At 43.9% G+C, this 22,916-nt stretch carries 21 protein-coding genes; 18 read left to right on the top strand and 3 right to left on the bottom strand.

Going from position 1 to position 22,916, the window contains the following annotated elements; all coding sequences use genetic code 11:
• Positions 1-10: 10 nt before the first annotated feature.
• Genes AC04MM_RS00540 through AC04MM_RS00580 form a run of 9 tightly spaced genes read left to right on the top strand, consistent with a single transcriptional unit; the run spans position 11 to position 7,876 of the window.
• Positions 11-286, top strand: coding sequence for a hypothetical protein (locus AC04MM_RS00540; protein ID WP_475378364.1), 276 nt, complete (start codon positions 11-13; stop codon positions 284-286).
• Positions 283-2,316, top strand: a complete 2,034-nt coding sequence (locus tag AC04MM_RS00545) for an AgmX/PglI C-terminal domain-containing protein (RefSeq protein WP_475378365.1) — start codon at positions 283-285, stop codon at positions 2,314-2,316. Before AC04MM_RS00540 ends, AC04MM_RS00545 begins: the two co-directional genes overlap by 4 nt.
• An 18-nt stretch (positions 2,317-2,334) precedes the next feature.
• Positions 2,335-3,012: a MotA/TolQ/ExbB proton channel family protein gene (locus AC04MM_RS00550; RefSeq protein ID WP_475378366.1), complete on the top strand. Its 678-nt coding sequence runs from the start codon at positions 2,335-2,337 to the stop codon at positions 3,010-3,012.
• A gap of 35 nt (positions 3,013-3,047) precedes the next feature.
• On the top strand, positions 3,048-3,518 hold the full coding sequence (locus AC04MM_RS00555; RefSeq protein WP_475378367.1) for an ExbD/TolR family protein: 471 nt from the start codon (positions 3,048-3,050) through the stop codon (positions 3,516-3,518).
• On the top strand, positions 3,518-4,126 hold the full coding sequence (locus AC04MM_RS00560) for an ExbD/TolR family protein (protein ID WP_475378368.1): 609 nt from the start codon (positions 3,518-3,520) through the stop codon (positions 4,124-4,126). Before AC04MM_RS00555 ends, AC04MM_RS00560 begins: the two co-directional genes overlap by 1 nt.
• Positions 4,098-5,126, top strand: coding sequence for an LPS export ABC transporter periplasmic protein LptC (lptC, locus tag AC04MM_RS00565; protein ID WP_475378369.1), 1,029 nt, complete (start codon positions 4,098-4,100; stop codon positions 5,124-5,126). The genes AC04MM_RS00560 and lptC overlap by 29 nt, the downstream gene beginning before the upstream one ends.
• Positions 5,127-5,168: 42 nt before the next feature.
• Positions 5,169-5,906, top strand: coding sequence for an LPS export ABC transporter ATP-binding protein (gene lptB / locus AC04MM_RS00570; RefSeq protein ID WP_475378370.1), 738 nt, complete (start codon positions 5,169-5,171; stop codon positions 5,904-5,906).
• Positions 5,907-5,923: 17 nt separating this feature from the next.
• Entirely contained in the window at positions 5,924-7,366 is a 1,443-nt protein-coding gene (rpoN, locus tag AC04MM_RS00575) for an RNA polymerase factor sigma-54 (RefSeq protein ID WP_475378371.1), read from the top strand.
• A 3-nt stretch (positions 7,367-7,369) separates the two neighbouring features.
• Positions 7,370-7,876, top strand: a complete 507-nt coding sequence (locus AC04MM_RS00580; protein ID WP_475378372.1) for an adenine phosphoribosyltransferase — start codon at positions 7,370-7,372, stop codon at positions 7,874-7,876.
• A gap of 22 nt (positions 7,877-7,898) precedes the next feature.
• Here the strand turns inward: AC04MM_RS00580 and AC04MM_RS00585 are convergent, their stop codons facing one another.
• A complete protein-coding gene (locus AC04MM_RS00585; protein WP_475378373.1) occupies positions 7,899-9,020 on the bottom strand; it encodes a hypothetical protein in 1,122 nt (373 codons plus the stop codon).
• Between the two features lie 187 nt (positions 9,021-9,207).
• Between AC04MM_RS00585 and AC04MM_RS00590 the strand changes: the two genes are divergently transcribed.
• The 9 genes from AC04MM_RS00590 (at position 9,208) to AC04MM_RS00630 (ending at position 20,346) form a co-directional block, all read left to right on the top strand.
• Positions 9,208-11,163, top strand: a complete 1,956-nt coding sequence (locus tag AC04MM_RS00590) for a phospholipase D-like domain-containing protein (protein ID WP_475378374.1) — start codon at positions 9,208-9,210, stop codon at positions 11,161-11,163.
• 185 nt (positions 11,164-11,348) lie between these two features.
• Entirely contained in the window at positions 11,349-12,830 is a 1,482-nt protein-coding gene (locus AC04MM_RS00595) for a phospholipase D-like domain-containing protein (protein ID WP_475378375.1), read from the top strand.
• A complete protein-coding gene (locus tag AC04MM_RS00600; RefSeq protein WP_475378376.1) occupies positions 12,830-13,303 on the top strand; it encodes a hypothetical protein in 474 nt (157 codons plus the stop codon). The genes AC04MM_RS00595 and AC04MM_RS00600 overlap by 1 nt, the downstream gene beginning before the upstream one ends.
• A gap of 11 nt (positions 13,304-13,314) precedes the next feature.
• On the top strand, positions 13,315-15,183 hold the full coding sequence (locus AC04MM_RS00605) for a hypothetical protein (protein ID WP_475378377.1): 1,869 nt from the start codon (positions 13,315-13,317) through the stop codon (positions 15,181-15,183).
• A gap of 12 nt (positions 15,184-15,195) precedes the next feature.
• Positions 15,196-15,963, top strand: a complete 768-nt coding sequence (locus AC04MM_RS00610; protein ID WP_475378378.1) for a cell division protein FtsQ/DivIB — start codon at positions 15,196-15,198, stop codon at positions 15,961-15,963.
• Positions 15,964-16,067: 104 nt separating this feature from the next.
• Positions 16,068-17,354, top strand: a complete 1,287-nt coding sequence (gene ftsA / locus AC04MM_RS00615) for a cell division protein FtsA (RefSeq protein ID WP_475378379.1) — start codon at positions 16,068-16,070, stop codon at positions 17,352-17,354.
• 38 nt (positions 17,355-17,392) lie between these two features.
• The gene (gene ftsZ / locus AC04MM_RS00620; RefSeq protein WP_475378380.1) at positions 17,393-18,988 is read left to right on the top strand and encodes a cell division protein FtsZ; all 1,596 of its coding nucleotides are present in this window, start codon (positions 17,393-17,395) and stop codon (positions 18,986-18,988) included.
• 16 nt (positions 18,989-19,004) lie between these two features.
• On the top strand, positions 19,005-19,763 hold the full coding sequence (locus AC04MM_RS00625) for a UDP-2,3-diacylglucosamine diphosphatase (protein ID WP_475378381.1): 759 nt from the start codon (positions 19,005-19,007) through the stop codon (positions 19,761-19,763).
• A 79-nt stretch (positions 19,764-19,842) separates the two neighbouring features.
• The gene (locus AC04MM_RS00630) at positions 19,843-20,346 is read left to right on the top strand and encodes a chemotaxis protein CheX (RefSeq protein ID WP_475378382.1); all 504 of its coding nucleotides are present in this window, start codon (positions 19,843-19,845) and stop codon (positions 20,344-20,346) included.
• Here AC04MM_RS00630 and recN read toward each other — a convergent pair.
• Together recN and AC04MM_RS00640 are read right to left on the bottom strand one after the other, a co-directional pair.
• A complete protein-coding gene (gene recN, locus AC04MM_RS00635) occupies positions 20,337-22,031 on the bottom strand; it encodes a DNA repair protein RecN (protein WP_475378383.1) in 1,695 nt (564 codons plus the stop codon). The genes AC04MM_RS00630 and recN overlap by 10 nt on opposite strands.
• Entirely contained in the window at positions 22,015-22,911 is an 897-nt protein-coding gene (locus AC04MM_RS00640) for an NAD(+)/NADH kinase (RefSeq protein WP_475378384.1), read from the bottom strand. Before AC04MM_RS00640 ends, recN begins: the two co-directional genes overlap by 17 nt.
• Between the last annotated feature and the right edge of the window lie 5 nt (positions 22,912-22,916).

A 22,916-nucleotide genomic window follows, 5' to 3' on the forward strand; every position in this document is an offset into this window, starting at 1 on the left:
GAGGTCGTTTATGTTCCGATCACATCTTGCGTTAATTCTGGGTTTGGCAACTTTATTGGTTGCGAATGTGTCTATGGCACAAAATTACAAGCTGCGCGCAGGTCAAAAACAAACGTTAAATTTCGAAGACGAATTAGTTGAAGGTTCTGCACAGAAACCGGAACTGTTTTATCTGTTTCAGAAGAAGAACTTCAACTACACACGCTTAATTAAACTTAGAGAAAACTTTTTACCCGAAATGAGAAAAACATCTGAAGACATACAGCGACTTCGGGGGGGACGTTGAAATCTCCGATTATATTTAGAGTATTCAAGAACAATCAAATTCATTTCGTAAAACAATTTATCGACAAAGATCAAATTGTTTTCGGAAGCAGCCTGGATTCTGGCGCTGAAGTTGATGTCGATTTAGAATCAAAAGAAGTGTCGGCGATCCACTGCTTAGTGGAAAAACGCGGAACGCAGTTTTACCTTTGTGATTTAGGATCTTCACAAGGGACCTACAAAAACGGGCAAGTGGTTTTAGACGAAGCACTTAATACCAACGATGAATTTCAGGTTGGTCCGTTTAAAGTGGTGTTCTTTGTCGGCGTGCCTAAGCCGGTTCATAATCAGGAAACCAGTTCTGAGATTATCGTTACGGCTAAACCAACAGAGCCTCCGGCAAGATCAGCGGCAGCAGTTCCGCCTCCGGCTCCTGTTGCTGCAGTTGTGCCACAGGCGCAGCCACAGCAGGCAAAGCCAACGATTAATGCGGCATTTATCGGGCAGCGTCCGGCAAGTAAACATGCGGCGTATGCACGTATTAAAAAAACAAAAAACCAGAAAACTTTCGCACCAGCTTCTGAACACCAGAATTTAAATGAGTTCATCAAGCCGGGCACCGGAAGTTTAGTTGAAGTAATTGTTTCGTGGAAAGAGCGTGTGTTGCAGACACATCATTTCGAACCACGCGGCCATTACAAGTCAGGACCGGATCATTCAATTCAGTTGCCACAAGGTGCAGCCCCGAAAGACTGGGTGTTGTTAGATTGTACGACTGGTGTTGTGGTCCGCATGACCCAGGATATGAAAGGTGAAGTTCACCGAGCAGAAGATATCTTGGTGCTTTCGGAGTCAAATTACCGTTTACAGCAAAATGAAGTGTTATTTGTGCAGTTACCAAACGGTATGCAACTGGCGATTCGTTTTGCTCCGAAGACAGCATTGGTTCCGCTGGATTCACCGTTGATTTTAACGTCATCAGAATTTACCGGGATCTTGGCCGCTTCGATTTTTGCGGTTTTATTAAGTTTAATTATGTCAGTTCTTGCTCCGAAAGCGACTGAGCAGGAAGAAGAAGTGCAGCGTGTAGCCCAGGTGATTTTTAATAAACCACCGGTGCCGGTAAATCCTCCGGTGATTCCTACACCGCCAGTAACGCCGCCGGTGCAACCACCGCCGCCGCCGACGCCGCCAGAGCCACCGAAAAAGGTGGCGATCACGGATAAAGTGCAGGAAGTTAAAACAAAAGGTGACCCGAACAAACCTGAACAAAAAGCTCAGGCCGCATCGGCTTCCGGGCGTGCTAACGAAGTTAAACCGAAAGACTCTAAGCTTAAAACAAAAATGTTCACCTCGACTAAACAGGGTGGCGCAGTTAAGACCGGCCCGAAAGCCGGAGCGAATGCGCAGTCGAAAGAGCCAGATCCAACAAACGCCGGTCTATTATCTGCGTTCGGTTCAGGTGGTGCCCGTTCCCAGTTAGACAAAGCATACTCTGGTTCGGGTGAAGCCTTAGGGGCCGGCGAAAAAGCGACGGGTGCTTCTGGTTTTAACGAAAACCGTGCGGGTAATGACTTAGGTTCTAAATTTAAAGATACGGGCGCAGGCGGTAAAGGTACTGCGACTGCAGGTATCGCCGGTGTCGGAACCAAAGGTGGTTCTGGTTACGGTACAGGTACGGGTGGCTCGGGCTTTGGTAACAAAGATTCGGTGGCGATCCAGGCCGGTGGTGCGGAAGAAGAATTTATCGGTTCAATCGATAAAGAAGCTGTCCGCCGTGCGGTTCGTTCAGCGCTTTTAAGCTTTAAAGCCTGTTATGACCGTGAATACAAAAAAGATACTAAGTTAGAAGGTAAAGTCGTGATCTCTTGGGAAATCCATGAAAAAGGGATTGCAAAAAATGCACGCGTCGTAAAAGAAAAATCTACGCTGGGTAATTCAGCGGTAGAAGAGTGTGTGCGTGCAAGATTATTAACATTAAGATTCCCTGAACCACCTCCGGGTGCAATGGCTGAAGCCGTTTATCCGTTCTTGTTTCAGGGGCAAAGATAATTATACGAGGAGAGTAAAGTGGAACCAACAGCAGCAGTAGCAGCAACAGCAGATAACGTGAATCCTATCGTGCGAGCATTCGTCGAAGGTGGAAGCGTCATGTACATCATCGCGTTTATCGCGGTATTAACCCTGATTTTAGTTGTGGAGAGATTCATGACTTTAAAATCATTACGTGTGGATAAAAAAGAATTCGCAGACCAGGTGTTTCGTATGATCATTGGTGGCGATATCAGACAAGCGATTTCATTTTGTGATTCTCGCCCGACACCACTTGCTAACACAGTAAAGGCAGGTTTAGTTGGTGCATTAAATAAGCGCCCGGATGAAGAAATCCAGGTAGCTATGGACGCAGCCGTTATGCGCGAAATGCCGAAGTTAGAAGGTTGGACTTCTTTCTTAGCGGTATTTGGTAACATCGCCGTGTTAGCGGGTCTATTAGGTACAATCTTAGGTATGATCGGTTCATTCCGTGCGGTATCTTCAGCAGATCCGGCAACGAAAGCGACATTACTGTCCCAGGGTATTTCGCATGCCTTAAACTGTACCGGTTTCGGATTATCAGTTTCAATCGTTGCGATCGTGGCTTACGGTTTATTCCAGCACATGATCCAAAAATCTGAGAACGAAATGATCGAGACCAGCATGTCACTAATGAACTTAGTAGCTGCTAATCGCGATAAAATGAAAGACTAATTGACGTTTTTTTCGAGTTAACTTTGAGGTAACGAATGGCACATATTGAAACCGGTGGCCGGGGACGCAGTAAAAATTTTGATCTGAACTTAGTTCCGTTCATTGACTTAATGTCAGTGTTGATCACCTTTCTATTGATCTCTGCTGTTTGGACTCAAGTTTCGATGATTCAGTTAGGCGCTTCATTTGCGTCGCCAAAAGATCCAAATCAAGAGGTGATTACTCCTCCACCTCTTGAAGATTTAGTTTTACGTTTGGATATCAAAGCAACGGGATACGTTCTTTATGTTGGTAAAGATGTGCGTGCCATCCCGATGTTAAATGGTGAATACGACAAAGAAGCGTTAAGTGCTGATCTGGACAAAGTTAAACAAATGTATCCGGATAAAGGTGGCATCAAAATGGCCATCGAAAACGAAATTAAGTACGAACATGTGGTAACTGCAATGGACTTAGGGTTACGCGCCGGATTTTCTCCTGAGTTATTAACCGGAGGACCGAACTAATGGCTATTCAAAAACCCGGGCAAAGACACCGTTATCACAGACTGTTAAAGCGCCGCGGCGGCAAACGTTCTGTTACGGCTATTCTGTCATTAACTGCGATGGTTGACATGTTCACCGTGTTAGTTATTTTCTTATTACAAAATTACAACACCACAGGTGAAATCCTCTACATCCCTAAAGAAGTCACACTTCCAAAAGCGATGCGGGTGAACGAATTAAAGCCTGCGGTTGTCGTGACCGTGTCGTCAAAAGAAGTTTTGATCGACAGAACGCAGGTTGCGACCTTTGCTGAGGTGCAAGCATCGACTGACTGGGTTATCCCGAATTTACGTGACCAGGTGCGTGTACTTCTTGAAAAGGCCAAAGCTGACCAAGAAGCTAAATTACAGAATAAAATCCGTAACGTGGTTGATAAAACTGTGGGCAATGAAGAAATAGATCCTAACGCCTGGAGAAAAGTCACTTTACAAGCGGATAAAGATATGGATTATTTAACTTTGAAAAAAGTTATGTATTCAATCTACGAGGCCGGCGGTGGCCCGATTAATTTTGCAGTAGCAAAAGAAGCAGACAATAAAAATGCTACTCAGGAAGTTAAAACTCAATAAAATTTCTATCTTTCTATTTGTGGTGATAAGCCTGATCTTCGTTCAGGCATTATTAATGGCACCGCAGGAAATCTCTCCGTCGCAGCTTGATGCAGCTAAAAGAATTGCCGAAAAAGAAAAAGCTGACATGAAGGCTGAAGCCGAAAAAAACAAAAAACCACAGGAGCCCGCACGACGCAAAGCCGTTGAGCAAAAAATGGTGGGCGTGCATCTGGTCGAAAATTCAAACAACGCGAAAGGCTGGGAATTGCGCGCCGATGAAGCTACCGGCTCCAGTGAAGAGCTTTGGGTGTTAAAAAAGGTTAAAGTTGAATTCTTCAATGAAAACCAGTCGAGTTATGTCGTTTCGGGTGATGTCGGCGAAATCAACGGGCAAACAAAAAATATGTTGATCCGTGGGCAGGTGATTACCCAGAGTGCGAATGGCTATCAGTTTCAGACCAACGATATGAACTACCTGGCGGATTCTAAGATGCTGGTCAGTGATAACCTGGTGTCGATGTTGGGCCCCGAAGATAAAAGCGGCGCAGGTTTTAAATTAAATGGTCAGGGATTTAGAATCGATCTGAAAACCAACAAAATGTATATTGAATCCAATATCGAAGCCAGCAAAGAAATGGATAATAAAAACTTCCACGTTACTTCGAATGCGGCCGAATTCTCCAATAAAAACCAGGAAGCGCTGTTTTCCGGTAATGTACACATGACGTTTGATAAAACCAAAGTAACAGCGCCACAGGCATTTTTTCGCTATTCCGAAAAACAAAAGGCCCTGCAATCGATTTTATTGAAAGATAAAGTCGTTCTTAAAGATGAAGGCAAAAGCGCTGTGTGTCAGCAGCTGCTGATGAACCTGATCGACGACACGATGACCTTAAGTGGTCAACCTAAAGTCCAGATGGGCGAGGACGAAATCCAAGGTGAAGAAATCGTCTTCCTAGAAGGCGGAAAAAAAGTTAAGATGAATAAAGTAAAAATCGACAGTAAAAAAGTGCAATAACTTTTGTTGATTAATTAACTTTAGAAAGAATCTTGAATAGCCATGGCCGAAAATGCAACTAGTACCTTAACCATCAAAAATATCTCCAAGAAATATGGTGAGCGTTTAGTCGTAAAAGATGTCTCTTTTGAAGTGCATTCAGGGCAGGTTGTAGGACTTTTGGGACCTAACGGCGCCGGCAAAACCACATCGTTTTATATGGTGGTGGGCCTGGTTAAATCCGATTCAGGTTCGATCATGCTTAACGATCTGGAAATTTCTGAATACCCGATGTACAAGCGGGCCCGCTCAGGCCTTAGCTATTTAGCGCAGGAGCCGAGTATCTTTCGCCGTATGTCGGTCGAAGATAATATCCTGGTGGCCTTAGAGGCCCACGGTTACGACCCTCAGGAGCGCCGCGAAAAACTGGAGAGTCTGTTACAGGATTTTCGAGTCAACCATATTCGTGAGTCTTTTGGTTATGCATTATCCGGCGGTGAGCGTCGCAGAGTGGAAATCGCCCGCGCCTTGGCTGGTTCACCGCATTTTCTATTGTTAGATGAGCCATTCGCAGGTATTGATCCTATTGCGGTGGGGGAAATCCAAAATATCATTCGAGATCTTAAGGCCAAAGGTATAGGAGTTTTGATCACAGATCATAACGTGCGTGAGACTTTAGGTATTTGCGATTATGCTTATATTCTAAAGGATGGCATAATCCAAGTGAGCGGAAACTCTGAACAAATCGCGAATTCGGAAACGGCCCGCAAGTTTTACTTGGGTGAAAATTTTAAACTATAGTAGGAAGAAGTTAGTACATGGCAATGAAGCAAACGATGAATTTAAGTCAGGGCTTGGTAATTACGCCGCAGTTACAGCAGGCGATCAAGTTGCTTCAGATGTCACGCTTAGAACTTGAATCACAGGTTCGTTCAGAATTAGAAGAAAATCCGATTTTAGAAGAGGCCGAAGTTTTAAAAGAAGAAGACTTTGAGCGTACCAAAGAAGCCGCAGCCCAGGTTGACGGCACACCTACTGAAGCGCAAACAGCCGAAGCGCAAGACCCACAAAAACAGGATGAGTTTGAGTGGGAAAATTATTTAGAAATCCAGCATAAAATGCCTCGCGAAGCGAGTTCAGGTTCTGAAGAGATCATGAACTACGAAAACGTGATCTCAACCACGCAGACGCTGCATGATCACTTGTACTGGCAGGCCAAAATGGCCGGCTTTAACGCCGAAGAAGAGTTGGCTGCTGATGCGCTGATTGCCTACATCGATGACGACGGTTACATCAAAACTCCACTGGCCCAGATTGCTGAAGAAGAAAAAGTTGATCTGCAACTATTAGAAGATACGTTAACACTCATTCATGAATTCGATCCTGCCGGCGTAGGAGCCCGTGATCTTAAAGAGTGTTTATTGGTTCAGGCCAAGCACTTAGAAGAAGACACGACGGATTTAGTCACGTTGATCAACAATCACTTAAAAGACTTAGAAAAAAAGAACTACGATGCCATCGCCAAAGCTTTACAAAAGCCAATGGAAGAAGTGGTTGAGATGTGTAAAATAATCTACGCGATGGACCCAAAACCCGGTCGTGCCTATGCAGGTAACGATACACACTATGTAACACCGGATGTTTACGTGTATAAAGTGGGCGACGACTTCAGTGTATCGTTAAATGAAGATGGTCTGCCGAAGTTAAGAATCTCGAATTATTACCGTAATATGTTAAAAGGCGGCACGACGCCTACCGGAGATGCCAAAGCTGCGGATTTTATTTCTGAAAAACTAAAATCAGCGGTGTGGTTGATTAAATCAATCCACCAACGTCAACGTACGATTTACAAGGTGTCGGATTCGATTGTTAAACATCAGCGTGAATTCTTTGAAAAAGGAACAGCGTTCTTAAAGCCGATGATCTTACGTGATATTGCGGCCGACATCGGCATGCATGAGTCGACCGTATCGCGCGTAACAACAGCGAAATACATGCATACACCGCAAGGTATCTTCGAGCTTAAATACTTCTTTAACTCGGGTATCGCTTCAACTGACGGGGATGCCTTAGCTTCAGAAGCGGTTAAACTAAAAATCAAAGAGTTGGTGGCTAAAGAAGACCCGAAAAAGCCATTATCTGATCAAAAACTGGTAGATCTGCTTAAAAAAGATGGCGTCGACATTGCCCGCCGTACAGTGGCTAAGTACCGCGAAGTACTTAGGATCTTACCGTCGTCTCAACGTAAAAAGATGTTCTAGCATATGAAATCTTATCAGAAATTAATTCGTGATGTAGCTGATTTTCCGATTCCGGGTGTATTGTTCCGTGATGTGACTCCGATGTTACAGGATGCGGGTGCGTTTAAAGAAGTGACTGAAGATTTCGGCAAACTGATTAACCTGGATGAAGTTGATGTGTTTGTCGGGATTGAGTCGCGCGGATTTATTTTTGGTACGGCATTAGCTGCGCACTTTGGTAAAGGATTTCTGCCGTTACGCAAAGCCGGCAAACTTCCTCCGCCGACCATCAAGGAATCGTATAAGTTAGAATACGGCGAAGCGACTTTAGAGATTGCGCCGACACAAAAACCGTTACGTGTGGTCATCGTTGATGATGTTCTTGCAACCGGCGGAACATTAAAAGCCTCAATGAGTCTGTGCGAAAAAGCCGGCTACAAAATTTCTGATGTATTGGTGTTAATTAATTTAACTTTTCTGAACACTATGACATTTAAAAACGAACCAATTAAATCTTTGATTCAATACTAATCTGCACTGCAAATTGAGCGCGCTAGCGACCCGGTTCTTTCCATATTTCGATGCATTCAAAATGTTCGAGAGGTCTGTCGTTCACAAACGGGAAGACCTGCATATAATCCTGATATTGTCCCATACCAGAGGTGTAAAAATTAATATTACGCATGGCCGGGCTGCGCGCTTTAAAACGTGATGGAAACATCACCGCCTCAGTAGCAATGCGCACGGCATTTTTCCAGATGTCGACTTCGGCAGCGCTTGCTCGTTTGCTTTTCCAGAATGGTTTATTTACGGCGCGGGCCGGACATAAACTGTGGTGAAGCGGGCCATTGGGCTTTCCGCCTTCACTGGTTTTCCACACGTTGAATTTTTCCGGCGTAGTTACGATCTTTGTTAACGGCGGGAGGCTTGCCACTTTTCTTTTTACACGGCTTAAAGTCCACTCTTTATAGCGGGCTTTGTTGTCTCTGCGGTTAACCGCAACCAACGCGGCAGCAATCGGATACTGCAGACCTTTGCGGAAGCATCGGCCCATTTCGCCGTAAATAGTACGGGCCAGTGAATCGATATTGATTAGATCTTCCGTTGTCATCGGACGCATCTGTTCGTTGACTAAACGTGGTACTTTTTGTTTTTTTAACTTGTTATACACAAGTGTATCGAAAATATTTTCTTTCGGTAATTTTGCCGGCATTACCGTAGGCTCTTTAAGCGGGCATTCACCGACTAAGTCGTAAATCAGGGTGGCCGCTTTTAAGGAATTGGATTTTTTATTTTTACTCACCGCTGCCGGCATCCGGCTGTCACCTTCATCAGAATAAAATGCATCGAGCTTTTTTTCGGTCAATAAGTATAACGGCAGGTAACCTTCGGTATTGTCTTTAAGGCGCACCGAAACAAATGTCTCGCTGATACTGCTGTCGTCGAAAGGATCGCTCATCTGGGCTGAGAATTCTTTGCCGGTGACCGTGACTTCAGTGGCGCGGCTTAATTTGATATGGCCTTCACCGCATTTACCGTTTTTACACCAGTACAGGGGGGCGCCGGAGTCGTCGTTTTCTAACGTCGAAAGGTATAGGGTTTTGCCCGGTTCGGCCTGGCCAAAAACAGTAAATAAAAGGCCTATGAGTAAGGCCGATATTAAACGATTTTTCACATGATCTTTATCGGCAAAATGTGCGGGGATTTTGACTAAAGTCCTGTGTTTTTTGTGTGTTTTTGTCTTTAGGTGAGACGGGGTGTGTGCCAATTTACGCATAATCGTTAATGGCTCAACAGTAAAGGGCTATCAGGAAACCTATATTTGGTTAGAAGTGGCACCGGCCCTGCTGTAACCCTTTAATATGAAAAACCTAAAAAGCAAATTAAGTATCGGTTTAGCGTGTCTCACTTTAGTACAAATGATCAGTCAGCCGGTTTATGCCCGCGCTGATTTCATGGCCGCACTTGCCATTGAAAGCAACCAGGTTCAGGCCACTAAAGCCGCGGTTAAAAAAGCCTTACCGAAAGTAGCGCCGGAAAAAATCGAGCGTATCGCGACTTACTTGGTTTCCATCGGTTTAACGCCAGAAAAGTCGAATTTTAAGTTTCAATTAACACGTCTATTAAATTCTTCAACTAACTTTATCTTCTGTGAAGATGTTGAAGACTGGTCATGTTTAGAAGCGCCACCAGTCGTTGCGCCTAAATCTAAAATGCGCCAAGAAGTCTATCCAAATTTAGGTACGGCAGTTAAAGCCGGCGAATCGTTAGAGCTTGAGTATTTCTTTACAAACGGTTGGTACGATAATTTTATCAATAAACGTGAAAAATTTGTGATTCCGGAAACGACTGTAGCTGAAATCTTAGGTGAAAAAATCAGAACCGAAGGCGAAAAGAAAATTTTTTTGGCCTTGTACGGAATTGACGATATTCAGGATACGATGGCTACGGTATTTAACGCGATCGCTGACCGTGTGAAAGCCGGTGTGGCGACATATGCCGTGCTTGATGTCTCTGACGAAGCGCAGGCAAATTCGTTCCCGCGCGATTACAACATGACAAAGTTACCTGACGGCAAATATGCCTTAGGAAATAAAAAAGTTGAACTGGATTATAGCTATATTAATCCAATAGACAAAGACAACGCGGCCTTTTTGCCGCCAAGCTGGGCTAAGCAGTACTTAACCGATGTTGCCGTACTTGCCAAATCCATGAAGCAGTTTGATTTACGTAAATACTTACAAAAAGATATGTTTATAAAGCCACCGGCAACAACTAAGATCTACGATCTGCAGGTTGCCGATCTAACTTGGATCGGTCTTTATAAAGATTTATCAAATTATGAAGAAACATTGTCTCGTACACCGTTTCAATACGCGAACAGCTTGCAGGTTTTACGCTTGCTTAATTCAGTGGTCAAAACCAATGATCAGGCCCGTGCCCGCATTGAATTTCCGTTTACAGGTATCATGCATAATAAATTCGTGGTGTTTGAAAAAAACAACGGTTCTCGCAGCGTTTGGTCGGGTACAACCAACGTAGCCCGCACCTGCATGGGTGATGAGTCAAATTCAAATCTGGCGATCTTAATCAAGAACGATGCGATTGCAAATGCGTTCCTTGCAGAATTCACAGAAATGCATCAGGGTTACAACAGCAGTGCTTCAAAGCCTAAAACCCTGCTAACAGGTGCGTTTCACGATAAAAAGCGCCCGAATACCCAGCGTTATTTTTCATTTACCGACGGCACTGAAGTGCGCGTTCACTTTTCTCCGACCGATGATGGTGAACACCGCGTGATTTTACCTCTTATTTACTCGGCAAAAAAAGGCGACTTATTAAGAATTTCAATGTTCGGTGGCGGCGGTTTTGAAATGGTTCGCGCCATGCAGGCAGCAGCTGCCCGCGGTGTGGATATCCGAATTGTCTTCGATAATTTAACCGGTGCCGGTGCCAACTCTTGGTGGAAAGCCAAAGACGGAAATCTGATGCAGGAAAATCCGTATGCGAAAAATCCGACAGGTTCCATCGAGGTCAGAAAAAATGACTGGAATGGTTTAAATCACCATAAATCGGCGACTCTATCCCGCCGTCAGAAAGATGGTTCGTTAAAAGCCGAGGTGATTATCATCGGTTCACAGAACTGGTCGCAAACCGGTAACGACATCAATGACGAAAACATGGTTACGATCCGTAATAAGAAAAAAGAGTTAGAGGTCATGACTGCATTTAACAAAGAGTTCGACGAAAAAATGTGGCCTTCATCTTCGTTGGTTGGCCAGGGTAAACAAGCGGTTGCAGTCGGCGGCGAAGATTAATTTAAATAAGACACACACTAACACAGGCTGGACCAACATCCGGCTTGTTAACAATGTGAAAAGATCACCAGACCTAGGTCTTAACATAAGAGCTCCGTCCACGGAGCTCTTTTTTTATTTCATTTTAAAAAAACATATTCTCCTTTAATCTAAAAGAGTCTGTTTTAACAGCGAAGGAGACTGCTATGTTTTCATGGAAGAAAGCGGCGTTGGCTATCTGTTTGGCTTCGGTATTTTCATGTCAGACTTTTGCTCCAACAAATCGTGAAATTGCTCAGGAACAACAGGAAGAGCAAGATCAAGAAGTTAAATACTTCAATCGTTTACAAGATTATAAGCCGTACAAATACGAAGTGTTATTCACTGATCCAGAGTGCGGCGTTTATACCTACACAGAAGACGTAAGAAGTGTCAGCGGTAAAAAGCTTAAAGCTAAGCCGGAAAACGTATACTGCAAGAATAAATACGACTTACGCCGCTCGGGTGACCGTCCGCAGTCGCCGCAGTACCGAATAGTTGAGTGGATCAACATGCCATCAACAAAAGAGATTTTCTTTACCTATCTTTCTTTCAGAAACAAAACTGTTAAAAATGCTTTATGCGAAGCTGCGAAAAAAGGTGTAAAAATCCGTTTCGTGATGAGCAGCACTGAAGACACAACCATTGCTCAGGAATTAGTGGCCTGTGCCCCGCATAACGTAGAGATGAAAACCCGCGGTATGGAAGGTGATTTAGGCTTTGCGCATAATAAATTCTTTATCGTAAATCCAAACGCAAAGTACGAATTTAAAATCGTTTTCTCTTCTGGTAATATGACATCAGGCCCGGTGATCCATCATGAAAACTGGAACTTCATTACGACCAATGCCAACTCACACTTTGCCAAAGCTCACTTGTGTGCAATGAACGCTGAGTGGGATGAAGTTTCCGGCCGTTCACGCGTAGAGTACATTAAAGCCATCAAAAACTGCCGGGCTAACATCAAGGCTCCGGAAGAAAAAGACATCAAAGTTTTCTTTGTTCCCGGTGAAGGCGAGCCTGAGTTTGGTTCAACTAAAAAGACCGCACTTGATTTTTTATTACATGGCGATAAAGAAGCCGGTACTCCGGGCATCAACAACGCAAAAAGAATCTGGTTAGCATGTCATAGATTTTTCTATTCAAAAATGATCAGCGGTTTGTCAAAACGTATGTCAGGCAATCCTAAGTACCGCCCGGATATGAGAATCGTTTGTGATGACGATACATACTATAAAGCCAATGATCCGGAGTACGCTATCGGCGATACGATGCCGCAAGAGTACTACAATATGGAAAAATTAATGAACAAAGGTGCCGGACTTAAATTCATGGAAACTAACGGCGATGAGCACCAATTACACCACAGCAAGTACTTAATCTTTGCAAGCCAAAACTCTAAAGCTGATCGGCCTTCAGATTTTACAGCGGTATTTACCGGTTCAGCAAATCTGACAGGTGCAGGCTTTAATAAAAACTGGGAAAATTCTTACTACGTAACTATCCCTGAAGTTGTGTACAAGTTTGCCGACCACTACATTTACACGTGGGAAAAACTTGCTACCGCGATTCCTGACCTGCCTGCAAAGGGTACGGTCAGTCACTTGTTAAATGATCAACCTATTATTAATAAAAACGGAGATAAATAATGAAGAAGATTTATGTCATTGCAGCAATCGCCTTGCTTGCATCGTGCAGTCATAATCAAGTTGATACACACCCGAATATGGATCGTTTGCCTTCAAGCACTACTGAAGTGATGAGCTGTGGTTTATTGGGAACTACTGAAACATCACGCAATGCCGTTGATGTGAACTTTGCAGAAAAAATTGATGACCGTTTATATTCATTACAGATCGATTGTAACAAAGACAGCGTTGTTAACCTCGAAAAAGAACACCTAATCGTTGGTGTGCCGATGAGTCAGGTCAAACCTGCACAAAAAAGCTGGATCACCCGCTGGAGCAAAAGAGCGATCAGGACGCAGCATAACCCTGCGGCTAAGCCATATGTTTGTATGACTTACCAGGCTTCTTATGACCCTTGCACGGCAAATAAAAATGTTTACGGTGTTGCGCCGCGATTTTCGAGCAAAGTTCTTGTCGGTAAAAAAGTTAAATAAGGAATTACCAGATGAAAAAACTATTATTAATTTCGAGTTTATTAGTAAGTTCGGTATATGTTTCGGCAGCTGATTTCAGTGACATCATGCCGCCGGTGCCTGCGGGTTCGAACTCAGAGCAAATCTGGGCCGCCTATTGCGGCGGAAACAGAAATTCGGCTGATATCCCGACACCAAATTATAAAAACCGTGAAGTTTTATCGGCAGTAAAAAAATTAGCCTTGGTTTCGCCATACAGCTTTTATTTCTACTCTGGTCCTCTTTACACTTACAACTTACGTAATGGTAAAGAATTAGTCGATGTCCCGGCTGACTTTCCAGCAAATATCCAGGAAGTGAAAAACGGCCGTAAAAATGCGCACGCTTTCATGACTTTACTTTGCGGTGAGTTCCGCGACCGTCCGTCGTTGATCAAAGAAAAAATCCGTTGGGTTAACAGAATGTACACGCTGCCGGCTACGCCGCAACAAACGATCAATATCAGACATGAATTATGGTCGCAGGTTTCAGCTTATTCGTATAAAGGTTATATCGAAAATTCTGCAGCAATCTTTCGTGCCAAAAAAATGGAAGCGCGTAAGTACGATGTAAAACTTGGTAGATACAATGAAGATGTGCCTATTGAGCCGTTCACAGTTTGCGAAACGAAGTTCATCTTTAAAAAGTTTGTGGAAAGTAATTTAAAATTTGATCATCGCGACGATGGTTTAAAGGCATACCGTAAAGAGTACAACAAGTTTAAAGCCCGTTGTAACCGTGAAGATTTAGACTACATCTACGACTTCCGTGGTGATTCAAACTTCAAGCCAAATTCACCGGAATCAAACGGTATGATCTGGTACTCTTCGACCATCACGAACAACTGTACAAGAACCAAAGACGGTAAATACGTTCTTAAAACAGCCTCAAAAGATAAAGTGGCTGATCCTAATATCTGCGAAAAGTACGCGACAAACCCGTTTGCTTACCGTTGGTCGGCAGCACGTGCGGGTCTAGCTACATGGCTGTTGCGTGATCAAAAGCATGATTCAGTGTTTGCGGCTGAAGGAGCCTCGGTTTACATGGTTCCGAATTTAGATCCGACAAAGGGACCTTTTGGTTTCAAAATGCCGGTGAAAGACTCGTTCTATGAAGAAGAGTTAGAAGCCGATGAAGCCGGTAAATTTGTAAAATGGGACCATGAAAAAGGCGATTACGTAGAGCTTTCGGATGCGCAGGTTGAAGAGCATAAAGCGACTCAGGCTAAGTTAAAAGCTGAGCATGAGGCACGGGTAGCTTCGGCAAATGTTGTTTATCATGATTTCGTTAAATCTTGGGAAAACAGCAAAGATGTTTTCTGGAGACGTTCGGATTTAGGTTTTAACTCGTTAACGGGTTTAGGTACTAAAAATGTTGATAAGGGTTTTGCTTACGAGCGTATCCGCGATGCGGTTAACCGTCACACTGACTGGTACGCATCTGGTTACGACGACGGTATAGGCATGTCGCGTGACCAAGCTTACTCTCCATTTGTGGCTTCGTCTTATGAGATGTCGGCTTCTGATGGTTTTACGGCTCCGGGTGTAACGGTGCAGTCTCCGGCGGATGGCTGTAAACACTGGATGTTTGTGTTCAAACTTAAAAAAGACCAGTGGTACAACACCCAATCGGTACAAAATAAAGTGCCGGTTAACTTTAACTATCACTGGTTTGATGAAACCTCTTTCGGTACAAACCACTTGGCTGATTCTGAACATGCGTTTGACCGTTTAGGTACGGCTTTAGAAGGCGAAATGGATGTTATTCTTTACCTTCATAAGTTAGATACTTCTGGAGAGGTGTATGAGCAATGTGGTTACGAACAAATGGGTTTACCTGTTGAAGCAGTAGGTAAGAAGTAATAGGATATAATAGTGAACTGGTTACGGCTTAGATTTTATTTTCGATTGTTCTTTATTTTTGTGTTGGTGCCGGCGGCGATTTTTGCCTCGGTCTACACCCTGGATCAGCGCGGTTTTTTCGCGATTGAAGAGATCGACATCAAGGTGATGGCAAAATCAGAACAACTAAACTTTTCTAAGCCCTATCTGGATAAACTCAACCAAGAGTTATCCGCATATAAAGGACAGTCGTTATGGCGACTGTCTTTATCGCAAGTTTCAGAAAAACTAAAAACCAAAAGTTGGATCAAAGATTTTCGTATTTCGCGGTCTTGGCCACAGGGTTTGGATGTTGAAATCGAACCGAAAGTCTTAAGTTTGCTTTACGTTGATCAAAAAAGATTAGCGGAAGGTTTTGTGCGTCCGGTGACCAGTGACGGTGCGATCTTGCCCGAAGTAGATACCACCCAGGCACCGCCTTTAGCGATGTTAAAAGGTGAAGTTTTTGTTAAAGATCCGGCAAAAAGAAAAACGGCGATTGAGCTTTTAAAATCTCTTCCCGAAGAGGGAAAGCTCTCTCACAGAATCATCTCAGAGATCGGCTTTGATAATAAAGAAGGTTACTGGGTTGAAGTGGCAAAATCGAATATCAAAATCAAATTGGGCGATGATCAGTTTGCGGTGAAGTCCGCTCGCGTTTCGCAAGTTTTGGATTATCTCGAAAAGCGCGATCTTAAAGCACGCGTCATAGACGCAAATCTTTCGAAAAAAGTTCTTGTCAGGTTGCAGCAGACTCCTTAAGCTTAAAAAGAGGACTATAGTCTGGATGACGTTAGTCTGTGATTTTTCTGCTTAATGTATTTGCAACACACTCGTCGTTTGACGAGTAAAAACGAGGCTTACGGATGAGTGCTTCAAAATATTCTGGACCAGTTCTGGCGTCTTTAGACATTGGATCATCAGCTGTTAAGCTTGTGATGTCCCATGTAACTCTTAATGAAAAAAATGAAACTAAAATCGAAGTCACCGGCGTAGGTTTAGTTCCAAACTCTGGAATCAAGCAAGGTGTTGTAGTTAACATCGAAGCAACTACTGAATGCATCCGTCGCGCAAAAGAAGAAGCTGAGTTAATGTCAGGTTCGAAAGTAAATGAAGTGTGGGTTTCAGTTTCTGGTTCGCACATTCAGTCTTTCGACTCAAAAGGCATGGTTGCGGTTAAAAATAAAGAAGTTAACCAGCAAGATATCGACCGCGTAATTGAAGCGGCGAAAGCCATCATGATTCCGGCTGACCGCATGGTTTTGCACGTATTACCCCGCGAATTTAAAATCGACCAACAAGACGGCATCACTGATCCCATCGGCATGATGGGCGTGCGCTTAGAGGCGAATGTTCACATCGTAACGGCTTCACAATCGGCGATTTCAAATCTTACAAAATGTATCGAAAAAGCCGGTCTGCGCGTTGCGGGACTTGTGATGGATCAGGTTGCGGTAACTAAATCAGTTATCAGCTCTGATGAAAAAAATCTTGGCGTATGTGTTGCTGATATCGGCGGCGGCGCTTCGAAAATGGTTTATTTAATTAATGGATCTGTGGCTCACACTTCAATGGTACCGGTTGGCGGTATGCACTTTACTCACGATGTGGCTGTAGGTCTTCGTACACCACAGGTGTCGGCTGAAATTTTAAAGAAAAAACACGGCTGCGCTCTGGCAACTTTAGTTGATGAACAAGAATCAATCGAAGTTGACGGTGTTGGCGGCAGAAAATCACGCACAGTGCCACGTAAAGAGTTAGCACATATCTTAGAAGCGCGTGCAGAAGAAGTTTTAAATATGATCGCTCACGACATTAAAATGAGCGGCTTACAACCACTATTAGGATCAGGATTAGTGATCACCGGCGGATCAAGCCAATTAGACGGCTTAATCGAGATGGGTGAATTTATTTTTGATCTGCCATTACGCCGTGGTTATCCGGCGTTAGTGGGTGGTTTAAAAGATGTAGTAAAAGGTGGCGAGTTTGCGACAGCTATCGGATTACTGTTTCATGCCTTAGAAACGAAGAAAGAATACTACGCGCAATCGCCGCAGGATCTTTCGACGACATCTTTAATAGGTGAGGCGATGTCAGACTCTATCGGAGATGTGGCATCTAAAATGAAAAAGTTTTTTACAGATTTGTTTTAATTTTTTAAAGGGAATTTTTATCACTCGGGAGGGAACCCATGTTTGAATTAGAAGAGAACGTAAATATCGGCGCTAATATTAAAGTTGTCGGCGTCGGCGGTGGCGGATCAAATGCAATTGCAACAATGATCGAAGGCGGGATGACAGGTGTTGAGTTCTGCGTAGCGAACACCGATATCCAGGCTTTAAATTCAAGCAAAGCCGGTTACAAAATCCAATTAGGCGCAGATCTTACAAAAGGTCTTGGTGCCGGTGCGAATCCTGATGTAGGTCGCAGATCAGCTATTGAGTCTTACAACCAAATCGTTGAACAACTAAAAGGTTCAGACATGGTTTTCGTTACTGCCGGTATGGGCGGGGGAACAGGAACTGGAGGGGCTCCTGTTGTCGCGAAAGTCGCACGTGAATTAGGTGCTTTAACAATTGGTGTTGTAACTAAGCCATTCATGTTTGAAGGTAAAAAACGTACTAAGCATGCTGAAGGCGGTCTTTCTGAATTGAAAGAAAACGTTGATGCTTTGATCGTTATTCCGAACCAAAAATTATTATCAATTTCGGGAGATAAAACTCCGCTTGTTGATACTTTTAAGAAAGCTGATGAAGTTTTACTTCAGGCGGTTAAAGGTATTTCTGATTTGATCAATATCCGCGGTCTTATTAACTTAGACTTTGCCGATATCAGAACTGTTATGTCGAACAAAGGTTTGGCGTTAATGGGTACTGGTTCTGCTAAAGGTGATAACCGTGCCGTTGAAGCCGCAACCCAGGCAATTTCTTCGCCTCTGTTAGAGAACGTAAGAATCGATGGTGCGACTGGTATCATTATCAACGTTACTGGTGGTCCTGATTTATCATTATACGAAGTCAACGAAGCTTCGATGTTAATCACTGAAGCAGCTTCTGAAGATGCAGAAGTGATCTTCGGTGCAGTTATCGATCCTAACTTAACGGACGAAGTTCGCGTAACTGTAATCGCAACTGGTTTTGCCCGTGAAGAAAAAATGGATGCTCTTCCGCAAATGAACAGCATGCAGTCTTTCTTAAACGCTGGTCCTTCAATTATGTTTGATCTTCCGCAGCAACCTGCGCAGCATTTTGTGCCGAATCATATGGCTCAGCAGATGCAGCAGGCGCAACAGCAAGCGGCTATCTACGCTCAGATGATGCAAGCTCAGCAATTTGCTCAGCCACAGCCATCTATGATGATGCCGCCACAAACTCCGGCGCCGCAGCAGGCTCCGGTATTACCGCCGATGGCGCAAGTTCAAGAGTCAGTTCAGGCTTTTACGCAACCTGAAACTCCGGTAGCTGCCCCGGCAGCGGCGCCAGCTCCAGAAATGAACGCACACGCACAAACCAACGAAACTTTTGGTCAGGATTTATCTTCGGCAGTTTCGCCGGTGGCAACAAACGCAGCTTCTGCCCGCGATATGTTACTGGCAAAAGCGCGTGCTTTTCGTGAAACTCAACCGGCTGTAGCTGAAGAGAAAAACGTAGCTCCTGAACAATTAACTATGATGACTGAAGAACGCCACCCTGAACGTCAGGTCGAAGACGCGCGCAAAATGGCTCGCGACATCTTAGAAGTTCCGGCTTTCATCAGAAAGAAACAAGGTTTCGATCTAAACACTTAGATCGAAACGTGTCTCAATGAAGCATTGGTTTATCTCTGATCTTCATATTACGGACATCAACGAGCGCAATGGCAATCTGCTATTGCGCTTTTTCTTTTTATTGAACCAGAATCCATCCGGACACACCGTGTATTTTTTAGGTGATATTTTTGACTTCTGGTTATCTGATCACCAGGCCTTACAAGACCATTACAAACAGCTTATCGATGAAATCCGCAAATTTAAAAATGGCGGCGGAAAGCTTTTTTACTTCGAGGGAAACCACGATTTTCACGTCGACCGATTCTGGACTAACCAGCTCGATATTCCGGTCTATGAGAACGAGGGCTTTTTCATGATCGACGGATTAAAGGTGCGCTGTGAACACGGCGACTACATTAATCCTGATGATAAAGCTTACTTGGCTTACCGTGAGACGGTCAGGCAGCCGTGGATTGAGTGGTTTGCGCATAATCTTCCGGGTAAACTTTGGAAACGGGTGGGAGAAAGTTTAAGTAAAAAGAGCCGTAAAAAAACCGGCCAGTATGCCGCCCAGAACCCGGATAAATTAAAAGCCATGATTCAGGCTTATGCTATGAAAGTCTTTAATGCCGAACCTTTTGACGTCATTGTCACGGGCCATATGCATGTGTTTGACGATTACCGTTTTTCAGTCGGCAGCAGAAGTGTACGTTCAATTAACTTAGGCACGTGGTTAGTCGAGCCACTGGCGCTTTGTATCGACCAAGGTCAGATTGAAGTGGTTAATGTGATTACTCTGGTAAATAAAAAATGATCTAGTTTTGTTAAAAATGCTATAAATAAAAAAACATATAGTTACGATAAGTAGACATAGTCCAAAAGAAAGGTAAGTAATGTCTGCTGTAGCTGTTAAAACTGAACTTAAACATTTTTTCTTCGATGAAAATTTTGCCAACGCCGTAGCTGCCGGTCTGCAGGAAACCATCCGAGAGATGTGTCATTTAGCTTGCGATTTTGAAAGCAGCTTTGTGGCCGAACACTGGATTCCTGCCGGACACGCCAGTGCAACAGTTGAATTAAACAATGCTGATCAGCGTGGTCTGCTGCAGTTGCACTTTGCTGATGTGGCCATATTAACGATGATGGCAAAAGCTTTAGGTCGCACCCCAACACAGGTTAACGAAGATGCCATTGACTGGGCCGGCGCGGTGACAAGTGTGGTCTATGGCCGAATGAAGTCGCTGTTAAACCCGTTAGGCTATCAGTTTAAATCGGCTATTCCGACAATGAATTTTACTGAAAGACTAAATCACCCTGAAGAAAAAGCTAAACATCTGATCATTCCGTTCAGGGTGGCCAAAGCGAAGTGCTTTATTCAGGTCGTATATTACGCCTGACACTCTTTGATAAGTTCTTGCGCGTGCGCAATCGACGTTTTTGTTATTTTCTCGCCCGAAATTAAACGGGCGATTTCTTCAACGCGATCCTGCTTTTTAAGTTCATTGACCGTCATAACGGCCTGATCCTTAAGAGTCGATTTTTGAATTGAAAAGTGAACGTCACCAAAAGCCGCTACTTGCGGTAAGTGTGTTACGCAAATAACCTGTTGGCCACGGGCGATTTCTTTTAGCTTGCGGCCGACTTTTTCTGCGGTTGTTCCTGAAACGCCGGTATCGACTTCGTCAAACAGGTAAGTGCGCGGAAAATCCGATTTACCCACCGACTTTTTAAGCGAAAGAAGAATACGTGATAACTCGCCACCGCTGGCGGCTTTGTTTAAGGCGCGCTTTGGGTCTTTAGGTGACGTTTGTGACAAGAACTCAACATCAGAGCTGCCGGTTGCTGAAAGTGTCTCTAAAGACGCGATATGCACGTCAAAAAGGACCCCTTTCATGTTTAGGTCTAAAAGTTCCTGGTTTACTTTTTCGGTCAGTTTTTTGGCGTTCGCCGTGCGGGTTTTGTGAAGCTCGGCAGCCTGTTTTTTTAATTCAAGTTCAAGCACAGTCGCTTGTTTTTTAAGTTGCTCCAAGTGCTGGTCGCTGTTCTCGAGAGCTTTGATTTCGTCGGCCATTTGGCTAAAGACTGTCATTAATGCATTTAAGTCTTCACCGTGTTTTTTCTGAAGTTTGCGGATCTGGCTTAAACGCGATTCTTTTTCTTCAAGCATTTCCGGATCAGCGTCGATTTTATTGACATAGGTGCGAACAGCGTAGATCGCATCGTCAATCAAGCTTTGTGCCTGGTCTAAGGCGACGACTTTTTCCTGTAATGCAGGATCAAGTGCGGCTACCTCAAGAGCTTTTTTCTGAATTGTTTTTAACCGGGCAGAAACAGAGCCATCATCTTGGTAAACCAATTGGTCACAAAGGTCAGCAAACTGTAAAAGTTTAGAAGAATTCTTTAATTTTTTAATTTCAATTTCTAATTGGGCATCTTCTGGCTGAAGATCTAACTTTTCAAATTCCTGGAACTGGAATTTTAAAAAATCCAAACGTTGGGCTTTTTCCTGGGCTTTTATTTCAAAATCTGCAATTTGTGACTTAAGCTCTACCCATTTTTGGTATTGGCTTTCAAAGGTCATACGCTTATCCCAGTGACCCGCGTATTGGTCCAATAAATCCAGGTGATAGGCCTTTGATAAAAGATTTCTGTTGTCATGCTGGCCGGTCATTTCAATCAGCGGTGCAGACGGGCCGGTCACTTCAATGAGTGGGGCTACGATATCGCGCAACTGCGCCAGCGGTGAGAGTACACCGTTTAAGTAAACTTTTGATTTATCGCCAGAAGAAATAATGCGGCGAACGATCAATTGGTGATCTTCGATTTCAATCCCTAAAGACTCTAGGTGGTTTTTCAGATCTGGGCGGCTTTTTAAGTAAAACGAACCCTCAACTGTGGCCTGTGTACAGCCGGTACGGATCGTGTCGGCTGAGGCCTTTTCGCCCATTAACAGCGCTAATGATTTTAATAAAACCGATTTTCCCGAGCCAGTTTCGCCGGATAAAATATTTAAACCATTCTGAAATTCGATATTTAAAGAATCAATAATGGCAAACTGAGAAACTCTAAGTTCCTGAAGCATAGCGATCTCCGAATTTAAGTTTTTCTTTTAATAATTCAAAAAAGTTATGTCCGCTTCTGCGGATCATCACGTGATCTGTTTCGCAGCGGGTAATGGTCACTTCATCATCCTGTGAAAGTTCTAAGACCTTCTGACCATCGATAATTAAGTTGCTTGAAACGGTTTGCTGTTCAACTTTGATCACCAGTTTTTTATCATCCGGAAAGATCAGCGGGCGGGTCGTTAGCGAGTGCGGAGCAACCGGCGTTAACACCAGGGCTTTGGTTTCAGGATGCAGTAACGGGCCACCGGCAGCCAGGTTATAGGCGGTAGATCCGGTCGGGCTTGAAATAATCAGACCGTCGGCTTTGATGTGGTTAACGTAAGATTTATCAAAATACACGGCCGTTGAAATTAATTGCGAGAACGAACCGCGCTCAATGACCACGTCATTTAGCGCATCAAAGGCCACTCGGCGGCCAGATTTAAGTTTAACTGAAGCGTGAATACGCGATCTCGATTGCACAACCATTTTGTTTTTTAATGTTTCGTCGATAATTGCAAAAACATCAGAGGCCGCGTGAGCGGTTAAAAAGCCAAGGTAGCCCATATTAAAACCGAGAATCGGAACCTGGTGGCCCTTAAGTAAGCGCACCGCACGCAGGTATGTACCGTCGCCGCCAAGAACAATCACTAAGCTCATTTCTTTTAATTCGTTTGAGCTGATCAGCATCTGCGTGCCTTCTAGTTGTTTCTGCTCCGGTGCCGTAAATACTTTAATGCGTTTAGCTTTTAGTTTGGCGACAACTTTTTTCGCCATGCGAACTGCTTCCGGTGAATGGATACGGTAAACGATGGCGATTTTTTTATTCAGCTTAAGTCGTAAATGCTTTTCTTTCATGGGCG

It is taken from the genome of Bdellovibrio sp. SBM16, assembly GCF_056175625.1.

Excerpts from the sequence above, each read along its gene's own strand:
- AC04MM_RS00540 (WP_475378364.1), top strand. The coding sequence starts at position 11 with ATGTTCCGATCACATCTTGCGTTAATTCTGGGTTTGGCAACTTTATTG.
- AC04MM_RS00555 (WP_475378367.1), top strand. The coding sequence starts at position 3,048 with ATGGCACATATTGAAACCGGTGGCCGGGGACGCAGTAAAAATTTTGAT.
- AC04MM_RS00560 (WP_475378368.1), top strand. The coding sequence starts at position 3,518 with ATGGCTATTCAAAAACCCGGGCAAAGACACCGTTATCACAGACTGTTA.
- lptC (WP_475378369.1), top strand. The coding sequence starts at position 4,098 with ATGCTACTCAGGAAGTTAAAACTCAATAAAATTTCTATCTTTCTATTT.
- lptB (WP_475378370.1), top strand. The coding sequence starts at position 5,169 with ATGGCCGAAAATGCAACTAGTACCTTAACCATCAAAAATATCTCCAAG.
- rpoN (WP_475378371.1), top strand. The coding sequence starts at position 5,924 with ATGGCAATGAAGCAAACGATGAATTTAAGTCAGGGCTTGGTAATTACG.
- AC04MM_RS00580 (WP_475378372.1), top strand. The coding sequence starts at position 7,370 with ATGAAATCTTATCAGAAATTAATTCGTGATGTAGCTGATTTTCCGATT.
- AC04MM_RS00590 (WP_475378374.1), top strand. The coding sequence starts at position 9,208 with ATGAAAAACCTAAAAAGCAAATTAAGTATCGGTTTAGCGTGTCTCACT.
- AC04MM_RS00595 (WP_475378375.1), top strand. The coding sequence starts at position 11,349 with ATGTTTTCATGGAAGAAAGCGGCGTTGGCTATCTGTTTGGCTTCGGTA.
- AC04MM_RS00600 (WP_475378376.1), top strand. The coding sequence starts at position 12,830 with ATGAAGAAGATTTATGTCATTGCAGCAATCGCCTTGCTTGCATCGTGC.
- AC04MM_RS00605 (WP_475378377.1), top strand. The coding sequence starts at position 13,315 with ATGAAAAAACTATTATTAATTTCGAGTTTATTAGTAAGTTCGGTATAT.
- ftsA (WP_475378379.1), top strand. The coding sequence starts at position 16,068 with ATGAGTGCTTCAAAATATTCTGGACCAGTTCTGGCGTCTTTAGACATT.
- ftsZ (WP_475378380.1), top strand. The coding sequence starts at position 17,393 with ATGTTTGAATTAGAAGAGAACGTAAATATCGGCGCTAATATTAAAGTT.
- AC04MM_RS00625 (WP_475378381.1), top strand. The coding sequence starts at position 19,005 with ATGAAGCATTGGTTTATCTCTGATCTTCATATTACGGACATCAACGAG.
- AC04MM_RS00630 (WP_475378382.1), top strand. The coding sequence starts at position 19,843 with ATGTCTGCTGTAGCTGTTAAAACTGAACTTAAACATTTTTTCTTCGAT.
- recN (WP_475378383.1), bottom strand. The coding sequence starts at position 22,031 with ATGCTTCAGGAACTTAGAGTTTCTCAGTTTGCCATTATTGATTCTTTA.
- AC04MM_RS00640 (WP_475378384.1), bottom strand. The coding sequence starts at position 22,911 with ATGAAAGAAAAGCATTTACGACTTAAGCTGAATAAAAAAATCGCCATC.